Origin of the sequence: Chryseobacterium sp. SIMBA_029 (assembly GCF_046535275.1) — a bacterium.
GTDB lineage: Bacteria > Bacteroidota > Bacteroidia > Flavobacteriales > Weeksellaceae > Chryseobacterium.
The window spans coordinates 139,914-162,237 of the sequence record NZ_JAWRXA010000003.1 but is presented as its reverse complement, the minus strand read 5'-3'; the positions used below and the strand labels follow the sequence as shown (position 1 = coordinate 162,237).

Here is a 22,324-nt window from a genome sequence, read left to right as displayed (position 1 = left end):
ATGGAAAAAATCATACAAATAACCTCAGGAAGAGGACCTTTAGAATGCCAATGGGTAGTTGCCAAGGTATTGAAGGCTTTCCTTGATGAGGCGAAACAAAATACGATAGACTACGAAATTATTCATCGAGAAAATGGGGACGAAAACCTCACCTTAAAATCTGCAACCCTTCTTTTAAAAGGGAAAAATATTCCAGAATTCCTTACCAGCTGGTTGGGAAGTATCTGCTGGACAGGTAAAAGTACCTTCAGAAAACTTCATAAAAGAAGCAACTGGTTCATCGGTATTTTTGAAATTGAAGATGTTGAAAAAATACATTTCCATGAAAAAGATATCCAGTTTCAAACTACAAGAAGCCAAGGAAGCGGAGGCCAGAATGTCAATAAAGTGAATACAGCCGTTCGGGCCACTCATATTCCGACAGGAGAGAGTGTTTTTGCACAGGACTCCCGCTCGCAGCTTGACAATAAAAAATTAGCAGTTGCACGGCTCCATGAAAAAGTGACGGGATTGTACATCCGGCAGCTGGAAAAAAGAATGCAGGAAACCTGGAACAATCATCTGCAAGTGCAGAGAGGAAACCCGGTCCGGACATTTTCAGGAACAGATTTTAAGAAAAATTTTCAGGAAAAGTCTTTCAAGAAACAAAGAAACATGTTAAAAAGCGAACTCAAAAACTACAAAAATGACCTTAACTAAAAATAAATATTATTTTGAGGCACTGGACAATTATCCATATAGTCTTCCGGATTGCCTGGAAGCACTGAACTATGCCTTGTCCTACGACCCTGAAGATGCGGACAGCCTTTGCCTGATGGGAAGAATATACAGCGAAATGCTGATTGATTACGAAAAAGCAAAGCTTTATTTCGAAGAGGCGATGCAGTATGATGTAACCAATCTCAATACACCACAGTATTATATCAGATGTCTCTTAGATAATGAAGACCTGGAAGAAGCAGAGAAATTGATTGAATACGCTTTAAAAATCAAAGGGATCGATAAATGCAGAATATTAATACTTAAAGCTTTACTTTTCGAGATCAGGCTTGAATATAAAACAGCGCTGGAGCAACTTAAAGAAGCAAAAAAATACAGCTATGCGCAAAGTATGCTTGATTTTTTAAATGGGAAGGTGAAATTTATAAAGGCAAAATCCCCTAAAAAGGTAAAAGAAAAGTCCAAAAAGAAGACTAAGTAATGCTTTAGTTTAAGTAAAAGAGACCATTTTGGTCTCTTTTTTTGTAGTTTTAATAGATGGAACTGCATTTTGAACGCAAGCAGCTTCGGCTGAAAGAAACATTCTCCATCGCTTACGGAAACTATGATAAGCGGGAAGCTTTGCTCGTAGCATTATCCCATCAAGGATGTAAAGGATATGGAGAATGTGTGGCAATAGATTATTATCAAATTGATCTTCAGGTTTTTGTTTCAACCTTGAAAAAGATAAGATCATCAATTGAAACGCAACAAATAATCCATCCTAAAGAATTTTTCAGATTTTTATCCAATCTACACCTTCACCCTTTTTTACAGTCTGCACTGGATTGTGCCTTTTGGGATCTGTTTGGTAAACTGGAAAATAAAAGTTGTATTGAATTAAATAATCTCCCCTTTGATCACCTGGCTGAAAGTTCCATTACCATTTCCATAGGTTCTATTGATGAGCAGATCAGAAAAATTGAAAAAAGCAGCTGGAACCGTTTTAAAGTGAAATGCAAAGGATTAAATATGAATGATATCGAAAAGCTTTTACCATTACAGAAAAAAATAGCTTTAGATTCCAATGCGAGCTTCACGGTTGATGATTGTCTCAAGCTTCAGGAATATACTCATGCTAATCAATTTTCTTATCTTGAACAGCCTATGCCTGTTGGTCACTATCAAATGCTGAAAAAAGACAGCTTTGCCAATTGGATGGCAGATGAGGATTGTCAGAATATAAACTCTCTGGAAGCATTAATTCCTTATTACAAAAGCATTAATATTAAACTCATGAAGTGCGGAGGATTGACCCCTGCTCTGGAAATGATAAAGAAAGGAAGAGAATTGGGCTATAAGATAATGATCGGCTGCATGACAGAATCTACAGTCGGTATTTCAGCGGCATGTATCTTAGCTGGATTGGCAGACTATTCAGATCTTGACGGTGCTGAACTTATTGCCAATGATTATGCCAGAGGAAACTTCGTAGACAAGGGAAAAATAATGTTATCAGACAAACCCGGGTTGGGGATAGAAATAAAATAAGCTCTCATAAGAAAGCTTATTTTATATTTGATCAACGAAGTCCTTATTGCTGATTTTCAGTTTTAAAAATCAGCATTGTAAATGATTTTAATCTATATTTTCTGAAGGAGTGAGTTTGCTACTTTTTTACAGAAACAATATAATCATATACCCACTGGTGCTGTTCATCCGTTAATTTAGCTTTTGGAGCCATAGCGTTCATGATGCCTACCCATTGTACAGAGGTATGTGAGGTAGGATCAGGTAATTTATGACATCTTCCGCAAGAGTTTTCAAAAATTGTTTTTCCTTGTGCGATCTGTTCTGCTGTCGATTGTGCAGCACTGACAGGAGCCGTTGTCGCTGATGTTTTTGGCGTACAAGAAGCTAGCAAAATACCAGTGAACGTTGCTATAGCAATTATTTTTTTCATGTTTCTTTCTTTGATTGATAACAAATGTAGCAAAATCCCCTTCTGGTTGATAAAATTCAATCTAGTTTTAATTTAGAAGAAATAAAATTAACGGTGGGTGGTGTGGGATTATGAAGGTTAATTTCCTATTTTTGAACTCATGAAATTTTCTACAGAAGAACTAATAGAAGGAATACGGTCAGGAAACAAACGCCTGACCGCAAAAGCTATTACCTTAGTGGAAAGTAAAAAAGCGGAGCATAGGCTGCAGGCAGAGGAATTATTAAAACAAATAATGCCTTTCACCGGAAATTCAATTCGAGTGGGAATCACAGGAGTACCTGGAGCAGGTAAATCTACTTTTATAGAAAATTTCGGACGGCTGGCTATTGCTAATGGGAAAAAAGTGGCTGTTCTGGCTATTGATCCAAGTTCCTCAATCAATAAAGGAAGTATTTTAGGGGATAAAACCAGGATGGAAGAACTTGCAAAAGAAGAAAATGCATTCATCCGTCCTTCCCCAAGTTCAGGTTTTCTGGGGGGAGTTGCCAATACGACTTTTGAAACCATGATGATCTGCGAGGCTGCCGGCTATGATTATATTCTTATTGAAACCGTAGGAGTAGGCCAGTCGGAAGTTCTGGTAGCGGATATTACCGACGTATTTTTATTTCTTAAAATTATCGGCGGCGGAGATGAACTTCAGGGCATCAAGCGTGGGATTATGGAAATGGTAGATCTCATTTTCATTAATAAAGTGGAACAGGATAATTTGCAAAAAGCAAAAAATACAAGATTAGAACTGAAAAGAGCACTTGATTTTATTCCTCCTAAAGAAAAAGACTGGAAAATTCCGGTATTATTGGGTTCAGCACTGCATAATGAAGGATTAGCTGAGGTGTATACCAAAATTGATGAATTCATTGCTTTGAAAAAAAGTGCAGGGCGCTTTAGCGAGATCAGAACCCATCAGGCAGAAAAGCGTTTTGAATACTGGGTCCAGGAATATATTCTGGCGATGATGAAAAAAAGTGATGCTGTGGAAGAAGCATATATCAGCCATAAAAAAAATGCTTCGGAAATGGTTTCTAGTCCAAGTACCGAAGCAAAATTATTTGTAGAAAAATTCTTAGCGAAAGAAAAACGTTAAGGTTTACTTTTTTTCTTCATTTTTAGAAACGTAGCCGTCATACGTTATAGGCTGGCGATCATTGCTTCTCATGGATACAAAAGCTTTCCCGTTTTTATAAACCTCAATGATCATTTCATCTACATTGCTCACGTCATTAGGTTTAATTCTTACCACCCAATTCCCTTTTTTATTTTGTGTTTTTGTAATTCCAAAATCTTTTGAGGTAAAACGGTAACTTGTTTTATCGTTTCCACCGCCAAATGTTGAAGCTGTAAAAAGTCTTCCAAAATAAGGAAGAACGACCTCTACCACATTATTTCTCAGTTCAACGGTGTAATTTCCGTTCAAATCTAAGATTCGGGAAGCAGGAGCATTTGGTATCGAGTTCATCACATTGATGACATCATAGTTCGTAGGGTTTGCTCGCTGTGCATAGAAGGTAAAATCCTGAGAATTCACCATGGCATCTACTGTTTTTGGATCGGATGAGCCCTGCGAAGCACAACTCTGGAAAAAAAATAAAAATCCAAAAATAAATATAAGTGATATATACTTTTTCATAATCGTAATAATTGTTAAATTTAAACAAGCAAAATACATGCAAATATATTCCTTCTAAAATTTTTTGGAATAAAAATTGTTAATGTTGAACTATTAATACACGAACTATGAAATTAACACATCTACTTGGAATGGGAGCAATGGCTGTATCAGTTGCAGCTTGTACAACAAACCCAATTACAGGAAGGTCTTCGCTGCAGTTGGCAAATAACTCAGAAATTTTGACAATGTCTTCTCAGGAATATAAAACAACCTTATCTAAAGGTAAAGTAATTACCGGGACATCAGACGCAAAAAGGGTAGCCAATGTAGGAACCAGAATAAAGGGTGCAGCAGAAAGATATTACCAGAGCATTGGAAGATCTGCAGATCTTGCCAATTATAACTGGGAATTCAATCTTTTACAAAGCAGTGAGCTGAATGCCTGGTGTATGCCCGGAGGTAAAGTTGCAGTATATACTGGAATATTACCTGTTACCAAAGATGATAACGGACTTGCCGTAGTATTAGGACATGAAGTGTCTCATGCATTGGCAGGCCATGGAAATGAAAGAATCTCCCAGGCTATGGTTGCCCAATATGGAGGAGCTATTCTTGGTGGAACGATATCAAATGCTCAATGGGCAAGTGTATTCCAGAAGGTATATCCGGTTGGATCTCAGGTTGCTTTATTGAAGTATGGAAGAAATCAGGAGTCAGAAGCTGATGAAATGGGGCTTTATCTAATGTCAATGGCAGGGTATGACCCAAGAGCTGCTATTCCTTTCTGGAATAGGATGGAAGGTGCTGCTTCAGGATCAAGACAGCCAGAGTTTTTATCTACCCACCCGAATCCTGAAACAAGAATTTCAGATATTAATAAAGATCTTCCTAAAGCTTTGGAATACTATAAAGCAGCAGGAGGAAAAATATAAGGAATCATTCGTATTCTAGCCCTCAATAAAGCCTTATTAAATTTTCACTGATTGGATAAGGCTTTCAATGACTTTAATCACTTAACACAATATTATGAAGAGTTTATCAATCACAGGACTTATCCTTTTAGCAGTATCAGCGTTGCTGTTTTATCTGACTACAGATTTTACGGTTGAAAAAATTACCATGTCTCATGTCATGGGAGTTATGGCAGGAGTAGGCATTGGTTTAATTATCGGTGGAATGGTAGGATATGTGAGTAAGGGAAGTGCGATAAAAGCAGAGCAGCAAAGGAAAGAGTTCAAACAACTTCAGAAAGATAAAGAAGAACTGGAAAAGCAAACGGCTGAAATAGCAAAACGTGAAGCTGAATTACAGGCACAAAATAGAAATCCTCAAATTTAAAATTTGAGGATTTTTTTATAGCTGTTATTTTCGAAGGAATTAAAATTTATATCCAAGCCCCACCATGAATAAGTTGGGTCTGTTGTCGTATCTTATTTCTTCACCGGATACTTTATTGATAAAGTTTCTGGTGTCCTTACTAAATGCACCTTCATATTTTGCATTCACAATAAGTTTCTTTATTTCAAGCTGTGCCCCAAACTGGTATCCAACTGTGAAATTGTTTTTAACGTTTTCCTTAAAATCGTTGAATGTATTATCCTTACTCAGATTATAGCTGGCAACGGGACCTACAAATACTCCCAGCGTATTTCCCAGAACATTATGTCCTAAAAGCACAGGAAGGTCGATACGGTTGCTTTTAACATCGAAACTTGTATTGGATACAGGATCTGTAAATTCATTCTTAAAATGCGTGTAATACAGTTCCGGCATTAAGAAAAATGAAGTTGGAAGATTTACTCTCAATGAAAGTCCTAAATTAAAACCCACATTATTACTTCCTTTATTTTCTATAGCATTATTTACTGTTCCGGAAATATTTTTCCAGGTTGGAGAACCTGTTGGAAATATTAAATTCGCTTTACCTGCAAGGGATATCTGTGCAGAAGCGAACATAGAAATACCTATTAATGCGATACTAAATACCTTTTTCATTGTCGTCTATTTTTGTAATTGTATTCTCAATAGTTTTATTATTCTCAAGCAGATATTCTCTCAGTTCTTTAAACAGTTCTGATGAATAAACGAAGTCAATAAGATTTTTATTGCCTGCTGTAATCAGAACATCTTTATTTCCTTCCCATTCTTTGATTCCTAATCTCAGATAGACAATCTTTTCACCGATGGTCATTACAGAGTTCATATCATGGGTATTGATAATCGTAGTGGTGTTGTATTCTTTCGTAATTTCGAGAAGAAGATCATCAATTACATTAGAAGTATAAGGATCAAGACCGGAATTCGGCTCATCACAAAACAAATATTTCGGGTGGTTTACAATAGCTCTTGCAATGGCAACCCTTTTTTGCATACCTCCTGAAATCTCCGATGGAAACTTTCTGTTGGCTTTATCTAAATGTACTCTTCCAATCACTTCGAAAACCCTTCTTTTCTTCTCTCTGAAAGTCAGGTTGGTGAACATATCCAGCGGGAACATGATATTTTCTTCTACCGTTAAAGAGTCAAACAGTGCGCTTCCCTGGAACAGGGTCCCTATTTCAGAGCGTAAATGCTGTTTCTCTTCGCGGTTCATCACATTGATATCTCTTCCGTCAAAAAGGATTTCTCCTGAAGAAGGCTGGTATACATTCAATAAACTTTTCAGGAAAACGGTTTTTCCTGAGCCACTCTGGCCAATAATCAAGTTTACTTTTCCTTTCTCAAAAGTGGTTGAAATTCCTTTAAGTACTTCAACATCATCAAAACTCTTTTTAAGATCTTTTACCTCAATCATTAGCTTAATATTAGTTGGGTTAAAACTAGTTCGGAAAGGATAATGAAGACCATCGTCCAAACTACTGCCTGTGTACTTGCTCTACCAACTTCCAGCGATCCTCCTTTTACGAAATATCCGAAATAAGCAGGTACTGAAGCAATGATAAATGCAAATACAGTGGTTTTTGCAAATGCATAGTAGATAAATAAATTAGGCATATACATCTGTATTCCTGTAATGTAATCTGATTCCGTCCAGTTTCCGGTTAAAATCCCTGCCATATAACCTCCGCCGATACCAAATACGATACTGATGGCAATCAGTAACGGATTAAAGATCATACAGGCGAGTATTTTGGGCAATATCAGGAAATTAGGAGAGTTTACTCCCATGATATCCAGTGCATCGATCTGCTCCGAAACCCTCATTGTTCCTATACTTGAAGCAATATATGAGCCAACTTTTCCTGCCAGAATCAAGCTGATAATGGTAGGAGAAAATTCCAGTACTAAAACGGCTTTTGTTGCATATCCCACGAATGAATGCGGGATTGGAAATGAAGATGCATCAAAATTATTGAACATCTGAATGGCAACTACTGCTCCTACAAATATAGAAGTGAATATAACGAGCCCAAATGAATTGACTCCCAAATCGTTTATTTCTCTCATGAACAGCTTCCAGAATACCCTCATTTTCTGAGGTTTCTGAAGGGATTTACCTAGAAGGATCATGTATTCTCCTACTGCTGTAAAAAACTTTTTTAACATGGTGCTAAATTAGACTATTTTTATTAAAGCATTATTTATTTTGCATTTTTATCTCCGCCAATTACCAATACAATGGTTTTTAAAATAATAACCAAATCCAGAACAAAACTCCAGTTTCTTACATAAAAAGTATCGGCCAGGATGCGTTTTTTCATTTCAACTTCTACATCTCCGGAATCTCCACGAAGGCCGCTTACTTGTGCAAGGCCCGTAATTCCGGGGTTTACAACACTTCTTAAGCTGTATCTGCCAATCTTGGGCTTATAGAAATTATCTACAGAAAGCATATGGGGTCTCGGTCCTACGATTGACATTTCTCCTTTAATTACATTAAGGAATTGCGGAAGCTCATCAAGGCTGGTTTTGCGTAAAAATTTTCCGATTTTGGTAATCCTTGAATCATTTTCCTGAGTAGTTTTAGTACTGGATTCATCGTTCACAATCATCGTCCGGAATTTAATGCAGTGAAACACTTCTTCGTGGAAGCCGTATCTTTTCTGCAGAAAAAAAACTGGGCCTTTAGAGCTGGCCTTTATTAAAATGGCTATAATGGGAAATAACCAGGAACATACACAAACCAATACTGTAATTGAAAATATGAAATCAAAAGTCCTTTTCACCAGAAAATTAGCATAATAATCTAAGGGATATTTTGCCTGGATGAGAATAGGCTGAGTTTGAATATAGCCCAGATCATAAAGGAAAAAATCACTTTGAGTAATGCTTGGAATTAATGAAATATGAACTTTATTGTTTTCAGCTAATCTGAAAATTTCAGTTTCACTCCGTTCATCAAATGAATTTTCCGTAGATAAAAACAGCGTATGAATTTCATTTTCCTTCCAGAAGCCTACAAGTTGCTCAGCACTTATATCGGAAGTTTCATAGTCGAAAATCCTGTATCCGTAGTCTTTTCTGTCCTGAAATATATTTTTCAGGATTTCGGTGGAACCGGTCTCTCCCAGAAACATTACATTCCTGTAGTTAATCCCTTGTGAGCGAAAATATTTTATCGCAAAATAGATAATCGATTTCACAAGAAAAATACAGAAAAAAAGAAAAAAGGAAAGCCAGTAGATATCCGAATTGAAAAATACATTGTAACTTACCTTTCCTATAAGCAGTACACCGAGTATAAAAAAAATAAAGTGAATCAGCAGCCGCTCCAAAAAGAGGGTATAAGTTAAATTCCTTGCGACATTATAAATTTTTGTTCTGCCGCTTAATAACATCCAAAACAAAAACAGCAATATCAAAGAAAAAATATTCTGATACCACGTCTCTTTATTGTATTTTAAATTTTCATTTCTGCTTAAAAAAAAGAATACAAAAATAGATGCAATAACCAAGAGGTCAAGCAGTATGATGATCGATTTCAGGTATCTAGAGTATCGAATTCTCTGCATCTATCAGTGTTATAGCGGATACGAAGAGCTAAGGTACGTTTTTTTATGGGATATTTAAGTATTTATGAGTTTGCACCGATGCCTGCCATTCCGGGTGAGCTAAGATAAAGTCTGTAATTTTAGGATACATCTCATCACGTTTGCTCCACTCACTTTGAAGATATAACTTACAATGTTCTGAAACTTTGGAAGCCTGCTCCTGTGCAAAAGCAAAATCGTTGTTGTTGAAAGCGATTACTTTAAGCTCATTGGCTTTCTGATAGATTTCTTCTTTGGGAAGACCTGTTTTCTTAGGAGAAAGGGTAATCCAATCCAGTTGTCCGCTCATCGGATAAGCCCCTGACGTTTCAATATGTATGGTACATCCCAATTCCTTTAATTTAGATGTCAGCACGTCCAGATTCCACATTAAGGGCTCTCCACCTGTTAAAACAATTGTTTTACAGTGTTTTGCAGCAGTTTCGGCAATTTCTTCGGCATGCATTAGCGGATGTAAATCCGGGTTCCAGCTTTCTTTTACATCGCACCAGTGACAGCCGACGTCACAGCCTCCCAATCGGATAAAATAGGCTGCTTTTCCGGTGTGTGCTCCTTCTCCTTGTAAAGTGTAAAAATGCTCCATCACAGGGAGCATTTTACCTTCTTTTAATAAAATATCTTCTTCTTTGTTCATTATAAAATTAGTCGTTATAGACTGAAGTTTTGTAAGCGATGATGGTGTTTTTCATCAACATGGCTCTTGTCATTGGTCCTACACCTCCCGGTACAGGGGTGATCCAGCTTGCTTTTGCTGCACAGCTGTCAAAATCTACATCACCTGCCAGGTAATATCCTTTTGGAGAGTCGTTATCCACTCTGGTGATTCCTACATCCACAATTACTGCACCATCTTTTATCATTTCTCCTTTCAGGAAATGAGGATCTCCCAAGGCTGTAATTACGATATCTGCTTTTTTAGTATATTCTTCGATGTCTTTCGTATAAGAGTGGGTAAGGGTAACGGTAGAGTTCCCCGGGAAGTCTTTTCTACCCATCAGGATACTCATCGGTCTTCCTACGATCTTACTTCTTCCGATAATGACACAGTCTTTTCCTTTTGTTTCGATGTTATATCTTTCCAATAATGTTAAAATTCCGAATGGAGTAGCAGGAAGAAATGTATCCATTTCCAGTGCCATTTTTCCAAAATTTTCCGGGTGGAAACCATCAACATCTTTTCTCGGATCAATCGCCAGAATGATTTTCTCCTGATCGATCTGGTCCGGTAAAGGAAGCTGAACGATAAAACCGTCTACTGCTTTAGATTTATTTAATTCATCGATTTTTTCCAATAGTTCAGATTCTGAAACCGTGCTTGGAAATTTTACAAGGGTAGAACGGAATCCTACTTCCTCACAATCTTTCACCTTACTGTTTACATAGGCTTTGCTTGCTCCGTTGTTTCCTACAAGAATGGCCACCAGGTGAGGTGCTCTTTTCTTGCTCTCAAGGATTTTTTCAACTTCAACCTTGATTTCTGCTTTTATTTCTTTGGATACTTTAAGTCCGTCAAGAATTTCTGCCATTTTTACTTTTTATTTTTATTAGATTTTTTTAAATACTACAATATCCTGAAATTCATCGGCATTTTCCTTTTCTACATCATTTCTCCAGTATCCTCCTTTCACCGTATTTACCTGTAGGCCGGCATCATTTGCCATTTTGTTTAATAATGAGATACTCACCGCAATATTGGCTGCGGTTACTTTGTCATCCATAAGCTTGTATCCATCATACACATGAGAAAAAAGCATTGAACCGCTCTCTTTTTTAGAATCATCATACAAAAAGAAGGTAGCAAGACATGCTCCGTCATTTTTTAGGACACGGCTTATTTCCTTTAAATATCTTTTGATCTCAGGAATCTGCATATGGGTGAAGACAGAGAACAAAAATACTTTATCAAATTTGCCCTGATCATAAGGAAATGTAAAATCTTCAGCCTTCTGACTGTAAGAATTATAGAGATCATTATAAATCGGCGTAAACTTAAAATTGAAATGAGAATGTTTTGTATGGATATGCTTGTTGCACCAGTTAATTCCTTTTTCTACCGCATCAAAGCCATCATAGGTTCCCTCTGATAATACTTCAGTCAGGGCAACGGCAGTTCTTCCTATTCCACATCCTACATCCAGTACATGATCTGTACTTTTAAGATCAATGTATTTCTGTAATACTTTCGTCTGACGGATTCCATGTGAAAGGAAATCACTGCTTCCTACATAGATATCTCCTTTTTTGGGTTCATTTTTAGATCTTTTTCCGGTAACACCTTCGTAAAGGTCTATCGGGAAATAATAGATCTTTCTCCCCAATAACCTTAAGCCGGGAGGCAGTTTATAATAATATGACCTTAATGCAGACATTCGTTATTTATTTCCTTTGTAGTACTTGATCAGTCCGTTGGTTGAGCTGTCGTGAGAAGTTACTTCTTCATTGTTTTCAAGTTCCGGTAAAATTTTATTTGCTAAAACTTTTCCTAGTTCTACTCCAAACTGATCAAAACTGAAGATATTCCAGATCACTCCCTGAACAAAGATTTTATGTTCATACATTGCAATTAGCTGTCCTAATGAAAAAGGAGTTAATTCATTGAATAATATAGAGTTGGTTGGAGTGTCTCCATGGAAGACCTTGAAGTTAACCAGCCTGCTGATCTCTTCGTCAGATTTTCCTGCACTTCTTAATTCTTCTTCCACTTCCTCTTCCGATTTTCCGAAAGCAAGTGCTTCAGTCTGAGCGAAAAAGTTAGCCAGTAATTTATCCTGATGATCAGATACTACATTACAGCTTTTTGCATACGCGATAAAATCTGCCGGAATCAATTCTGTTCCCTGATGAATCAATTGGTAGAAAGCATGCTGTCCGTTTGTACCAGGTTCTCCCCAGATAATCGGTCCTGTTTCATATTCTACGAATTCACCGTTTCTATCCACACATTTTCCGTTACTTTCCATATCTCCCTGCTGTAAATACGCAGCAAATCTGTCAAGATATTGAGAGTATGGTAGAATGGCATAGGTGGTTGCCGCATAAAAGTTTCGGTACCAGATTCCTAATAATCCCATTAAAACAGGAACGTTTTCTGCGAAATCTGCCGTCTGGAAATGCTGATCAGTATCAAAAGCTCCTCTTAGAAGCTGTTCAAAATTGTCATACCCTACCGCAAGAACGATGCTTAGTCCGATAGCACTCCAAAGAGAGTATCTTCCGCCTACCCAGTCCCAGAATTCAAAAATGTTTTCCTCTGCGATCCCAAACTTTTTAACTTCCTGAATATTAGTAGATAAGGCTACAAAGTGTTTAGCTACATCTTCCTGCTTTCCTGCTTTCAGGAACCAGTCTTTTGCAGAATTGGCATTGGTCATTGTTTCCTGAGTCGTAAATGTCTTGGAAGCAATGATGAATAATGTTGTTTCAGGATTTAAATTCTTTACCACTTCAGCGATATGGTTTCCGTCTACATTGGAAACAAAATGTACATCCAGTCTTGTTTTAAAATGCTTCAATGCCGAACATACCATAACCGGACCAAGGTCTGAACCTCCGATTCCGATGTTTACGACATCCGTAATTTCTTTTCCGCTGAATCCTTTATGGGTTCCTGAAATGATCTTTTCGGAAAAAGATTTCATATGGTTCAGGACATTTTTAATCTGAGGCTTAATATTTTCGCCATCCACCAGAATTTCTTTATCAGAAAAATCCCTCAACGCTGTATGAAGTACGGCTCTGCCTTCTGTTTCATTGATTTTATCACCTGAAAACATTTTAGCAATAGCATCCTTCAGCTGGCATTCTTCAGCCAGGTTTAATAAAAGCTCTTTTGTTTTGGTATCGATCAGGTTTTTAGAATAATCAAAAAGGAAATTATCTCTTTGTAAAGAAAATTCTTCAAAACGATTCGGATTATATTGAAAAAGACTTCTTAGTTCAAAGTCGTTTCCTGCAAAATGTTCATCGAGTGCTTTCCAGCTATTGGTTTGTATAGGATTTATTTTTGATAGCATATTTCCGGGATTAAATTATAGGTTGAAAGAAACAACGGTAAGACTTAGAATGTCTAAAATCTATCGTGTTGAGTTTCTAATTTGCAAATTTAAGGAAAAATAAAACCTCCGAGAAATCCGGAGGTTGAACTTTATCGTTAAATTTTCTTTAATTGGGCGATCACTTTATCAGGTAAAATTGAGTATAGCTATCTCAGCCTGCTAATCTTCGTCCATTTCATTCAATATATTTTCCAGCTGTTTGGCGTGGCGTCCATAGAAATATCGGGTCCAGAAAACAATACCTACAACATACAGTAAAGTTCCTATTAATACTGCTAAGATGAGATATTGCAGGTGAAAATCGGTAAGTTCGTTTAGAGATTTTCCTTTTCCCTCCGTCACGATATAGGTTTCCAAACCTAATGTAATCATAAGGTGGGGAAGTAATAGAAATCCAAAGGATTGATACCTTTCCATATTGAGTTTTAATTCATGGTAGATCTTCCATAAACTGTTTTTGGTATTTCCGGTATACAGTTCTGTCTGTTTGTAAAACGTATAGAACCCGGATAGATAATAAGACGCGATCACCACAAACATGGTGTAGGATGTATAGTAGATCATATTTTGTGAAGCAGAAAATCCGAATTGAAGCGGGAAGAAAGCAATAAGAATAATGGCTATAATCTGCATGAAGAATTCCTTTTTCATGATTTTCTGAAGCTTTTCAATAGGGTGCTTGCTTTTTTTTAATTGCTCTATGGTGTTGGGAATGTGTATAGGTGTGTTTTCATTATCCCATTCTGTTTTTAAGGTGTCAAAATTCATAACCTGATTTTTTAATGATTTGTTGTAGTTTTTCTTTAGTTCTGCTGAGCTTTACTCTGGCATTACCTTCACTTACTCCTAGATTGTCACCGATTTCTTTATGTGACATTCCTTCCATAAAATAAAAGATAACTGCTTTTTCTAAAGCATTAAGTCCCTGGACAGCTTTATAAAATATTTCCAGCTGCTTGTCTTTCGTTGGATTGTAATCTTCATTCGCCATTTCAAAATGATGCGCAACATCCGCCTGGTTGCCTGTCCTCTTTTTTTCTTTTTTCAGGAAGGTGATTGCAGTATTGATGGCCACCCGGTACATCCAGGTAGAAAATTCGCTGTTTCCTTTAAAGTTCTGGTAAGATTTCCAGAGCTGGATCATTATTTCCTGCTGCAGATCTTCACGGTCTTCAATAGAATCAGCATACATACGGGAGGCCTTATACAAAATGCCTTTATGCTGTGTGACGAGCTTCAGGAAAGCCGCTTCGGTTGGGTTACTCACGATGTTTTCTATGGGGTTAGTTATAGTTGTTTATGGGCTGTACTGTGTACTTTTGCTGCAAGAGGAATGGATAATAATAAAGTGGTGATTCCAGGTTGAACGAATGTTCTCATACTATTAATTTTATCTTGTTTTAATGAGTAAGTAAGAGAAAGAAAATATTCGTTACAGTTTTTTTTATAATTGTTGAAAATACAAAAACCTCCGCAAGAAATGCGGAGGCCAGTAAAATCTAAAATTATGATAAATAACCCGAAGGTTAGGATAGCTGATGATTATTCAGAAATATTCTGATTAGGTTTTTTGAATGCTTTTCTTTTTCTTACAAAATAGACTGCGACCCCTAAGATTAACAGGATCGGCCATATCACGATTAATCCGACAAATATTCTTTGGATTAAATAAAATCCTTCCACAAAAGCGGTTTTAACCCCATACAGGAAGTTGAATTTATATTTATTGTCAATACTGGTGGTGTTGGTGATGGCGATTTCGGTAATGCGGAGTTTCGGTTCTTTAATATAAATATCTATGGTACTGTATTTTAAGTTGTCAGCTACATTCATATTGGCCAGTTGCTGCGTATTTTCTTCCTGCATGTTATCATTACCCATATTCACTTTGTCTTTACTGGTTTTTAGCTGTGCAATGTTATCATTCGTCTTTTTAATCCTTTTGCCCTCAAGCTCTGCGTATTTTATACCCGCTGTTACATCTTCCGCATCAATCGTTCTTGAATTTAAAAACAGTTTTTTATTATTGATGAGCGTTAAAAATTCCCCCAGTTTTTCAGTAGGTACACGGACGTTCATCGTATTTTCTGTCTGATATTTCTTTACCAGCATAGCTTCTTCATTGGACGTATCATATGTATTTTCAGAAACCACATTACTCTGAAGATTGCTATGAGTGACGAATCCTCCCAGGTCCTGAACTGATTTTTCTATGGAAACTGTAGTTTCATATACATCTTTTACCTCCATATTTACTTGTGCCGTTTTGATGAACTGTTTGTCTTTTACGGTCATCGTTGCAGCAGAAGAAACACTGTCTGAAACAATAACAGCTGCTGAATCTGCATTCTGTAAAGATTCATATTTACTGGTTGCTGCTTCTCCTTTTTTACATGAAGATAGACCCAGTAAAAAAATAGCAGATAGTGATAAGGTGATGTAAGTAGTTTTCATAGTATTGATTTTTTTATTGTTTGCTTACTCCAAAGTTCCCCCTGAATCCGTTGTAATGTTTGAAAAACTCAAGTAAAAAAATTGTAAATAATGAATTTTATATAATGTTTTAAAAATCAGTGTTTTGTAAAATAAATACAGACGTTTATAGGAATTTGCGGATTGATTTTTGCTTGTCTTTTACAAATCAAATCCAAACTATAATTATGTCAAATACTTTTTCCAAAATCAGAAACGCGATAGAATTATTCAGATCCATAGATTTCGATCAGTTGAGTGCTATTTCTCAAAAAGTAGATCTTCCCAAACTGATGCAGAATTTTTCAACATTGGACGATAAACAGATGGGCGGATTAATGAAGATGCTCGATCCTAATAAAAAAAAGAAAGAACTGCCGCCTATTGATGGCGATTTTTACGATATCTACCATACGTTATCCCCTGAACAGCGGGAAATTCAGCTTAAGGTAAGAGCGTTTATGGAAAAAGAGGTGAAACCTTTGGTCAACCATTATTGGCTGAGAGATGAGTTTCCCTTCGAACTGATTCCCAAATTTCAAAAACTAAATATCTGCGGAGTTACCTATGAAGGATATGGCTGTCCGGGAATGCCTTTCTTAATGGAAGGAGTTATTGCAATGGAAATGGCCAGGATTGATGCCTCTATTGCTACATTCTTTGGGGTGCAGTCCGGGCTTGCAATGGGATCTATTTATATTTGCGGCTCAGAAGAGCAAAAACAGAAATGGCTTCCACAGATGCAGAAATTTGAAAAAATAGGAGCTTTCGGATTGACAGAACCGGAAGTAGGTTCAGGAGCGGCAGGTGGTTTAACGGTAACCTGCAAAAATACACCTGAAGGCTGGGTTCTTAATGGCCAGAAAAAATGGATTGGCAATGCAACATTTGCAGATCTGATTATCATTTGGGCAAAAGACGTAGACAGTGGAGAAGTAAAAGGGTTTATTGTAGAAAAAGATAATCCCGGATTTTCTGTTGAAAAAATTAAAGGAAAAATGGCTCTCCGAATCGTTCAGAATGGGTTGATAACCTTAAAAGACTGTATTGTAGCAGAAGAAAACAGGCTGCAGAATGCCAATTCTTTTAAAGATACTGCAAAAGTATTACGAATGACTAGGGCGGGAGTAGCATGGATGGCGACAGGCTGTGCCAGAGGAGCCTACGAAAGTGCTTTGGATTACACCAGAAAAAGAGAACAGTTTGGAAAAACCATTGCTTCATTTCAAATGATCCAGGGACATCTGGTGGAAATGCTTTCCAATCTTACTGCAATGCAGACCATGGTGTTTAGATTGTCTGAAATGCAGGATGAAGGTATTTTAAAAGATGAACATGCATCCCTGGCAAAAGTATTCTGTACATTGAGAACAAGAGATATCGTTTCCAGAGCCAGAGAAGTTATGGGTGGAAACGGGATTTTGCTGGAATATGATGTAGCAAGATTTGTAGCAGATTCCGAAGCGATCTATTCCTATGAAGGAACTAAAGAAATCAATTCACTGATTGTCGGAAGATCAATTACCGGGTTCAGTGCTTTTGTATAACTTTATATGAGTGAATTGTGAAGGGTCAATAACATCTGTTGTCAATTTTAATTAAATTTCAATAGACTGCCAAACTCAGAATTGACCATTCACGATTCATTCTCACTTTAAGAAATATCTTTTTCAGCTTACTAAGGCTTTATATTTTTCTTTGTTATCAATAATGATCCAAATATTGATCAAGAATAAGACAGCAGATATGGCAATGCCAGTAGAAGACGGAGCTCTGTACACATTATGGAGCAAAATACCTACCATTACCGGCAGAATAACAATAGCCCCTAATGCTCTTGTTTTTGGAAAGATGAATAGCAGTCCTCCAATAACTTCTACAGTTCCCACAAGCGGCATCAGCCAGCCAATTTCTTCAAAAGCAGCAAATAATTTCATTTGTTCCTCCGTAAGTTTCGGCATAGGAGTGTAGTGAAAAAACTTGTCAAGACCCGCATTAATAAACATAAGCCCGAAAAGCAGGCACAGAATAAATTTTACGATTTTCATGATTGATGATATTTAATCAAATGTAAAACAAAAATGTTTTTCAATGTATATTTTAGAATAAAATTTATGTATTTTGTTGTATTAACTTTAAATTCTTTGTAATAAATACAATTTGATTTTATATTTTTGTTCAACAAATCAAACTAAATTAACAGTATTATGTTGAAAAATCTTCAAAAACTAAATCGTAATGAATTAAAAGAGATTAATGGAGGAATAGGTATTGGTCCGTGTGATATTGGTCCTGTTGGTTGTCCATGTAAAATCCCTGTTGGTGATCCCTGTCTTGGTGGAGGCGGAGGCCCTGGAGGTCCTGGAGACGATCCTGTAGGATACTGTCCGGACAGTCATACTTATATTCCTTGTACACAAAGCTGTCCAAATGGAACGAGTCCGTTTTGTGCGATAGGATAAAAAACAGGAAAGCCCTCATTTGAGGGCTTTCTATTTTGAATGATATTCGTTACCGATTGCGTGCCGATATCTTAATCCATTTCTTTTAAGGTGATATTCTTAGATATTTTATAACTCTTTTTCTTTTTATGGGGTTTTTCTTCTTCCCCAAGCAGTTTACCCCAAGGCTTTAAACCGTCAATTCTTTCAAAAATAATTTTAATAATCGCAATGGCCGGGATGCAGAGAAACATTCCTGCAATTCCCCAAAGATGCTCTCCTAAAATAATCCCGATGAAGGAAAACAGGGCATTGATCTTTACTTTTGAACCTACAACAAATGGCAGAACAATATTTCCATCAATGATATGTACTCCAATATAGCCGATAACCACATAGATGCATGTTGAAGGAGTACCCGTTGCAAAAGCGATGAAACATGAAATCAAAAGCGAGATGAATATTCCCAGATAAGGAATCACATTTAATAATCCGGTAAGAACCGCCAGAAGAACCGCGTACTTAACTCCAAAAACTGTAAGAACGATTGAAGCAAGGATAGAAACGATCAATACCTGAAGACAAAGTCCGGTAATGTATTTCTTCGTCATGATGCGGATTTCCGTAACCACTTCCTGCACACTTGTTTTATGTTTTTCATTAAAAACATTAACAATGAAATTGTTCAAGACTCTTCTGTAATTTAAAATGAAGATGAAAAACAGGATGAAAAATAATATAAATCCAAGCCCTGTTGAAAATATTCCGAACGTAAAGCCTAGAATTACACCTGAAGAAGATAAAAGTTTGTTTAATCCCTGATCTATATATCCCAGCTGTTCATCAATCTTAACATGAAACGTTTCCGAAACCCACTTTTGAAGATTGTGAAAAACAGTATTGAACTGCATTCTAAGGTGCGGTAGATCCTTGCTGAAGTTCGATAACTGTGATCCGAAGAAATAAATAAGCCCCGTTAAAATTACCAGCATGATCATCACGGAAGTCATCGTAGAGATTGACCGCGGGAATCTTAGTCTTCTTTCCATAAACGTTGCAATAGGCAAAAAGAGCATCGCCATTAAAAAAGCAAAGAAAAAAGGAGCCAAAATACTTTGTCCTAACACCAGTAGGTATCCGACACCGATGACGGAAACAACAACGAGAGTGAGGTTAACAAGGAAAGGAAGTTTGAGAAAATTCATAGTTTCAAGTGTGTAGTATAAAAATAACAAAAGCTGTGGAATTTAAGTTTTTTTTAACTAAATTCTTTTTATTTAAGCAAATTCTATTCCGTGAAGGAACTAAAGGACTTTATTCTGTTTCGCAGAGATAAAAAAGTGTACTTTGTTTTTTTTAATAATAAGAAAAACACACCCCAAAAATTTGAGATGTGTTGATATATTGATAAGTTGTAACAGATTGTTATTTTTCAATTGCAATTTCAATTACTTCTTCCATTCTGTTGACATAATGTACTTTAAGATCTTTTAAATAATCTTTTTTAATTTCTTCCACATCTTTTCTGTTGGCCTCGCAAAGAATAACATCTTTAATACCAGCCCGGGTAGCCGCCAGAAGTTTTTCTTTAATGCCACCGACAGGAAGAACTTTTCCTCGTAGGGTAATTTCTCCGGTCATGGCAAGATGAGGTTTCACTTTCTTATTTTTAAATGAAGAAACCATTGAAGTCAGCATCGCAATTCCTGCAGAAGGTCCGTCTTTTGGAGTGGCGCCTTCCGGAACGTGGACGTGGATATTCTTTTTATCGATATCCTCCTGGCTGATTCCAAGCTCATCATGTTTAGCCTTGATATATTCCAAAGCAATTGTTGCGGATTCTTTCATGACGGTTCCCAAGTTACCGGTCATTGTCAGGGTTCCTTTTCCATTGCTTAAAATACTCTCAATGAATAAGATATCACCTCCTACACTCGTCCACGCCAGTCCTGTAACAACACCCGGAACTCCGGTAATTTCAGAAATACTTTTCGGTCTTGGCACTCCAAGAATTTCGTCTACTTTTTCCAGAGAAATTTTGGGATCATATTCTTTTAATAAAGCAGTCTGCAAGGCAACCCAACGGGCAATACCTGCGATTCTTTTTTCCAGCGTTCTTACACCGCTTTCGGAAGTATGAGCTTCAATAATATGCTTAAGTTCAGGATTTCCCAGTTTGAATGATTTGGTATCCAATCCATTTTCCTCCTGCTGCTTTTTGATAAGGTGTCTTTTTGCAATTTCAATTTTTTCTTCCAAAGTGTAGCCGGCGATCTGTATGATCTCCATTCGGTCTAACAATGGAGTCTGAATGGTAGAAAGTGAATTGGCAGTTGCCAGAAACATCACCTTCGACAAATCGTAACCCATTTCCAGGAAATTGTCGTAAAATGCTTTATTTTGTTCGGGATCAAGAACTTCAAGCAATGCAGAACTTGGATCTCCATGGATTCCTTTTCCTACTTTGTCGATCTCATCCAAAACAATCACAGGATTTGAGGTTCCTGATTTTTTGATGGATTGAAGAATTCTTCCGGCCATAGCACCAATATAAGTTTTTCTATGTCCTCTGATTTCGCTCTCGTCATGAAGCCCGCCTAAAGAAACACGAACATATTTTCTTCCCAATGCATCTGCAACAGATTTCCCTAAAGACGTTTTACCTACTCCCGGAGGGCCTACTAGTAAAAGAATAGGAGATTTCATATTATTTTTTAATTTTAAAACAGCCATGTGCTCTAAAATTCTTTTCTTGATATCTTCCAGTCCGAAATGGGCTTTATCTAAAACCTTTTCAGCTTTTGCAATGTCAAAAAGATCTTTGGTATAGGTTTCCCACGGAAGATCTGTAAAGAAATCCAGATAGTTTCTCTGTACATTATAATCCGGAGAATTCGGGTTTTGACGCTGCAGTCTTCCGATTTCTTTTTGAAAATGCTCCTCAACTTCAAGGCTCCATTTCTTGTCTTTAGCTTTATTGATCAAATCCTCCACATCACTCTCCGGTCCACCTCCCAGTTCGTCCTGGATAGTTCTGATCTGCTGATTCAAGAAATATTCTCTCTGCTGTTTATCAAGGTCTTTGGATGTTTTCTGATGAATCTGATTTCTCAATTCTAATTTTCTGAAATCTTCATGCATCATTTCGTAGCATCTGTTCGCTCTTTCCATCAGATTTTTCTCTTCAAGCAGCTTCTGCTTTTCGAAAGAACCAAAATTCGCGTTAGTGCATATGAAATTTAATAAATCATCATTATTATTGATGTTTTTGATGGCGAAATTCGCGGCATTCGGAATATTAGGATCCAGTTCAATGATTTTTAAAGCAAGATCTTTAACATTCTCTAATAATGCTTCGTATTCTTCCTTATTCTTAGGTTTTGAATCTTTCAATTTTGAAATTTCTGCCTTAAAATAAGGTTTGGTTTCTACGAAATTTTTAATTTTAAACCTGTGAAAACCTTTGGTAATGGCTGTAATATTACCTTCGGGAAGTTTTATTATTTTAATAATTTTTGCCAGGGTACCGGTTTGGTAAATGTCTTTTTCAGTCGGCTGTTCCAGGTCAGAGTTCTTCTGACTTACGATTCCGATGAAATCTCCGTTTTTTTGTGCCTCTTCAAGAAGCTGTATCGATGTTTTTCTTCCAGCAGTAATAGGAATTACCACATTGGGGAACATGACCATATTTCTTACGGGAAGTATAGGGAATATTTTTTGTTCGGAATTTTTATCAGTCTCCGAAAAATCGGAAAGATTGATTTCCTCAGCTACGATATCAAATCCATCGCTAATCATTTCCTCTAAACTAATATCTTCAAATTCTGTCATAGTTAATCGAATGACAAATTGTCATTTTCGTTTTAAATCGTTAAAGTGATATTTCATGATATACCTTGAAAAATAGTGGCATAGTATGATTTGCTAAAAATGCACAATACTTATGCCATTTGTTTTTTGCTAAAAAATATGGCCAAAATTTCCTTTTTTACATAATTTTAATTTTAAAAAATTAAAAAGACCGCTTTGATTTCTGTAATTTCTTAAAA

The 22,324-nt window shown here is 36.7% G+C and carries 24 protein-coding genes; 8 read left to right on the top strand and 16 right to left on the bottom strand.

What is annotated here, in order from left to right; genetic code table 11:
* Genes prfH through SB679_RS06250 form a run of 3 tightly spaced genes read left to right on the top strand, consistent with a single transcriptional unit; the run spans position 1 to position 2,250 of the window.
* Positions 1-699: a peptide chain release factor H gene (prfH, locus tag SB679_RS06260; protein ID WP_410701430.1), complete on the top strand. Its 699-nt coding sequence runs from the start codon at positions 1-3 to the stop codon at positions 697-699.
* Positions 686-1,201: a tetratricopeptide repeat protein gene (locus SB679_RS06255; RefSeq protein ID WP_410701429.1), complete on the top strand. Its 516-nt coding sequence runs from the start codon at positions 686-688 to the stop codon at positions 1,199-1,201. The genes prfH and SB679_RS06255 overlap by 14 nt, the downstream gene beginning before the upstream one ends.
* A gap of 56 nt (positions 1,202-1,257) precedes the next feature.
* Entirely contained in the window at positions 1,258-2,250 is a 993-nt protein-coding gene (locus tag SB679_RS06250) for an enolase C-terminal domain-like protein (protein ID WP_410701428.1), read from the top strand.
* A gap of 118 nt (positions 2,251-2,368) precedes the next feature.
* Here the strand turns inward: SB679_RS06250 and SB679_RS06245 are convergent, their stop codons facing one another.
* Positions 2,369-2,662, bottom strand: coding sequence for a c-type cytochrome (locus SB679_RS06245; RefSeq protein ID WP_410701427.1), 294 nt, complete (start codon positions 2,660-2,662; stop codon positions 2,369-2,371).
* 139 nt (positions 2,663-2,801) lie between these two features.
* Here SB679_RS06245 and meaB point away from each other — a divergent pair, with 139 nt between their 5' ends.
* Positions 2,802-3,791 (top strand): methylmalonyl Co-A mutase-associated GTPase MeaB, encoded by a 990-nt coding sequence (gene meaB / locus SB679_RS06240; protein ID WP_410701426.1) that lies wholly within the window; start codon positions 2,802-2,804, stop codon positions 3,789-3,791.
* 3 nt (positions 3,792-3,794) lie between these two features.
* Here meaB and SB679_RS06235 read toward each other — a convergent pair whose 3' ends face one another.
* Positions 3,795-4,334, bottom strand: coding sequence for a DUF4251 domain-containing protein (locus SB679_RS06235; RefSeq protein WP_410701425.1), 540 nt, complete (start codon positions 4,332-4,334; stop codon positions 3,795-3,797).
* A gap of 107 nt (positions 4,335-4,441) precedes the next feature.
* On the opposite strand from SB679_RS06235, the gene SB679_RS06230 reads away from it, so the two are divergent.
* Positions 4,442-5,248, top strand: a complete 807-nt coding sequence (locus tag SB679_RS06230) for a M48 family metallopeptidase (RefSeq protein WP_410701424.1) — start codon at positions 4,442-4,444, stop codon at positions 5,246-5,248.
* A 94-nt stretch (positions 5,249-5,342) separates the two neighbouring features.
* The gene (locus SB679_RS06225) at positions 5,343-5,654 is read left to right on the top strand and encodes a hypothetical protein (RefSeq protein WP_034709297.1); all 312 of its coding nucleotides are present in this window, start codon (positions 5,343-5,345) and stop codon (positions 5,652-5,654) included.
* 39 nt (positions 5,655-5,693) lie between these two features.
* Here the strand turns inward: SB679_RS06225 and SB679_RS06220 are convergent, their stop codons facing one another.
* From SB679_RS06220 to SB679_RS06170, 11 genes are all read right to left on the bottom strand, one after another.
* Positions 5,694-6,311 (bottom strand): outer membrane beta-barrel protein, encoded by a 618-nt coding sequence (locus SB679_RS06220; RefSeq protein WP_410701423.1) that lies wholly within the window; start codon positions 6,309-6,311, stop codon positions 5,694-5,696.
* Positions 6,295-7,110 (bottom strand): ABC transporter ATP-binding protein, encoded by an 816-nt coding sequence (locus tag SB679_RS06215; protein WP_034709299.1) that lies wholly within the window; start codon positions 7,108-7,110, stop codon positions 6,295-6,297. Before SB679_RS06215 ends, SB679_RS06220 begins: the two co-directional genes overlap by 17 nt.
* Entirely contained in the window at positions 7,110-7,862 is a 753-nt protein-coding gene (locus SB679_RS06210; RefSeq protein WP_410701422.1) for an MlaE family ABC transporter permease, read from the bottom strand. The genes SB679_RS06215 and SB679_RS06210 overlap by 1 nt, the downstream gene beginning before the upstream one ends.
* 35 nt (positions 7,863-7,897) lie before the next feature.
* Positions 7,898-9,268: an exopolysaccharide biosynthesis polyprenyl glycosylphosphotransferase gene (locus SB679_RS06205; RefSeq protein WP_410701421.1), complete on the bottom strand. Its 1,371-nt coding sequence runs from the start codon at positions 9,266-9,268 to the stop codon at positions 7,898-7,900.
* A gap of 43 nt (positions 9,269-9,311) precedes the next feature.
* Positions 9,312-9,941, bottom strand: coding sequence for a 7-carboxy-7-deazaguanine synthase QueE (locus SB679_RS06200; RefSeq protein ID WP_410701420.1), 630 nt, complete (start codon positions 9,939-9,941; stop codon positions 9,312-9,314).
* Between the two features lie 7 nt (positions 9,942-9,948).
* Positions 9,949-10,833, bottom strand: a complete 885-nt coding sequence (locus SB679_RS06195; protein ID WP_410701419.1) for a bifunctional 5,10-methylenetetrahydrofolate dehydrogenase/5,10-methenyltetrahydrofolate cyclohydrolase — start codon at positions 10,831-10,833, stop codon at positions 9,949-9,951.
* Between the two features lie 18 nt (positions 10,834-10,851).
* The gene (locus SB679_RS06190) at positions 10,852-11,676 is read right to left on the bottom strand and encodes a class I SAM-dependent methyltransferase (RefSeq protein WP_410701418.1); all 825 of its coding nucleotides are present in this window, start codon (positions 11,674-11,676) and stop codon (positions 10,852-10,854) included.
* Positions 11,677-11,679: 3 nt separating this feature from the next.
* The gene (pgi, locus tag SB679_RS06185; RefSeq protein WP_410701417.1) at positions 11,680-13,320 is read right to left on the bottom strand and encodes a glucose-6-phosphate isomerase; all 1,641 of its coding nucleotides are present in this window, start codon (positions 13,318-13,320) and stop codon (positions 11,680-11,682) included.
* 201 nt (positions 13,321-13,521) lie between these two features.
* Positions 13,522-14,130, bottom strand: coding sequence for a hypothetical protein (locus tag SB679_RS06180; protein WP_410701416.1), 609 nt, complete (start codon positions 14,128-14,130; stop codon positions 13,522-13,524).
* Complete coding sequence (locus SB679_RS06175; protein ID WP_410701415.1) at positions 14,120-14,629, bottom strand: RNA polymerase sigma factor; 510 nt, start codon at positions 14,627-14,629, stop codon at positions 14,120-14,122. Before SB679_RS06175 ends, SB679_RS06180 begins: the two co-directional genes overlap by 11 nt.
* A 275-nt stretch (positions 14,630-14,904) precedes the next feature.
* The gene (locus SB679_RS06170; RefSeq protein WP_410701414.1) at positions 14,905-15,816 is read right to left on the bottom strand and encodes a DUF4349 domain-containing protein; all 912 of its coding nucleotides are present in this window, start codon (positions 15,814-15,816) and stop codon (positions 14,905-14,907) included.
* Between the two features lie 206 nt (positions 15,817-16,022).
* Here SB679_RS06170 and SB679_RS06165 point away from each other — a divergent pair, with 206 nt between their 5' ends.
* Positions 16,023-17,381, top strand: coding sequence for an acyl-CoA dehydrogenase family protein (locus SB679_RS06165; protein ID WP_410701413.1), 1,359 nt, complete (start codon positions 16,023-16,025; stop codon positions 17,379-17,381).
* A gap of 123 nt (positions 17,382-17,504) precedes the next feature.
* On the opposite strand, the gene SB679_RS06160 is transcribed toward SB679_RS06165, so the two are convergent.
* Complete coding sequence (locus SB679_RS06160; protein ID WP_410701412.1) at positions 17,505-17,882, bottom strand: MauE/DoxX family redox-associated membrane protein; 378 nt, start codon at positions 17,880-17,882, stop codon at positions 17,505-17,507.
* Between the two features lie 159 nt (positions 17,883-18,041).
* Between SB679_RS06160 and SB679_RS06155 the strand changes: the two genes are divergently transcribed.
* A complete protein-coding gene (locus SB679_RS06155; protein ID WP_410701411.1) occupies positions 18,042-18,296 on the top strand; it encodes a bacteriocin-like protein in 255 nt (84 codons plus the stop codon).
* Positions 18,297-18,367: 71 nt separating this feature from the next.
* Here SB679_RS06155 and SB679_RS06150 read toward each other — a convergent pair whose 3' ends face one another.
* Positions 18,368-19,480 (bottom strand): AI-2E family transporter, encoded by a 1,113-nt coding sequence (locus SB679_RS06150; RefSeq protein ID WP_410701410.1) that lies wholly within the window; start codon positions 19,478-19,480, stop codon positions 18,368-18,370.
* A gap of 220 nt (positions 19,481-19,700) precedes the next feature.
* On the bottom strand, positions 19,701-22,106 hold the full coding sequence (gene lon, locus SB679_RS06145) for an endopeptidase La (RefSeq protein WP_410701409.1): 2,406 nt from the start codon (positions 22,104-22,106) through the stop codon (positions 19,701-19,703).
* Positions 22,107-22,324: the final 218 nt, after the last annotated feature.

Coding starts and splice junctions, on each gene's coding strand:
- prfH (WP_410701430.1), top strand. CDS start 1: ATGGAAAAAATCATACAAATAACCTCAGGAAGAGGACCTTTAGAATGC.
- SB679_RS06255 (WP_410701429.1), top strand. CDS start 686: ATGACCTTAACTAAAAATAAATATTATTTTGAGGCACTGGACAATTAT.
- SB679_RS06250 (WP_410701428.1), top strand. CDS start 1,258: ATGGAACTGCATTTTGAACGCAAGCAGCTTCGGCTGAAAGAAACATTC.
- SB679_RS06245 (WP_410701427.1), bottom strand. CDS start 2,662: ATGAAAAAAATAATTGCTATAGCAACGTTCACTGGTATTTTGCTAGCT.
- meaB (WP_410701426.1), top strand. CDS start 2,802: ATGAAATTTTCTACAGAAGAACTAATAGAAGGAATACGGTCAGGAAAC.
- SB679_RS06235 (WP_410701425.1), bottom strand. CDS start 4,334: ATGAAAAAGTATATATCACTTATATTTATTTTTGGATTTTTATTTTTT.
- SB679_RS06230 (WP_410701424.1), top strand. CDS start 4,442: ATGAAATTAACACATCTACTTGGAATGGGAGCAATGGCTGTATCAGTT.
- SB679_RS06225 (WP_034709297.1), top strand. CDS start 5,343: ATGAAGAGTTTATCAATCACAGGACTTATCCTTTTAGCAGTATCAGCG.
- SB679_RS06220 (WP_410701423.1), bottom strand. CDS start 6,311: ATGAAAAAGGTATTTAGTATCGCATTAATAGGTATTTCTATGTTCGCT.
- SB679_RS06215 (WP_034709299.1), bottom strand. CDS start 7,110: ATGATTGAGGTAAAAGATCTTAAAAAGAGTTTTGATGATGTTGAAGTA.
- SB679_RS06210 (WP_410701422.1), bottom strand. CDS start 7,862: ATGTTAAAAAAGTTTTTTACAGCAGTAGGAGAATACATGATCCTTCTA.
- SB679_RS06205 (WP_410701421.1), bottom strand. CDS start 9,268: ATGCAGAGAATTCGATACTCTAGATACCTGAAATCGATCATCATACTG.
- SB679_RS06200 (WP_410701420.1), bottom strand. CDS start 9,941: ATGAACAAAGAAGAAGATATTTTATTAAAAGAAGGTAAAATGCTCCCT.
- SB679_RS06195 (WP_410701419.1), bottom strand. CDS start 10,833: ATGGCAGAAATTCTTGACGGACTTAAAGTATCCAAAGAAATAAAAGCA.
- SB679_RS06190 (WP_410701418.1), bottom strand. CDS start 11,676: ATGTCTGCATTAAGGTCATATTATTATAAACTGCCTCCCGGCTTAAGG.
- pgi (WP_410701417.1), bottom strand. CDS start 13,320: ATGCTATCAAAAATAAATCCTATACAAACCAATAGCTGGAAAGCACTC.
- SB679_RS06180 (WP_410701416.1), bottom strand. CDS start 14,130: ATGAATTTTGACACCTTAAAAACAGAATGGGATAATGAAAACACACCT.
- SB679_RS06170 (WP_410701414.1), bottom strand. CDS start 15,816: ATGAAAACTACTTACATCACCTTATCACTATCTGCTATTTTTTTACTG.
- SB679_RS06165 (WP_410701413.1), top strand. CDS start 16,023: ATGTCAAATACTTTTTCCAAAATCAGAAACGCGATAGAATTATTCAGA.
- SB679_RS06160 (WP_410701412.1), bottom strand. CDS start 17,882: ATGAAAATCGTAAAATTTATTCTGTGCCTGCTTTTCGGGCTTATGTTT.
- SB679_RS06155 (WP_410701411.1), top strand. CDS start 18,042: ATGTTGAAAAATCTTCAAAAACTAAATCGTAATGAATTAAAAGAGATT.
- SB679_RS06150 (WP_410701410.1), bottom strand. CDS start 19,480: ATGAATTTTCTCAAACTTCCTTTCCTTGTTAACCTCACTCTCGTTGTT.
- lon (WP_410701409.1), bottom strand. CDS start 22,106: ATGACAGAATTTGAAGATATTAGTTTAGAGGAAATGATTAGCGATGGA.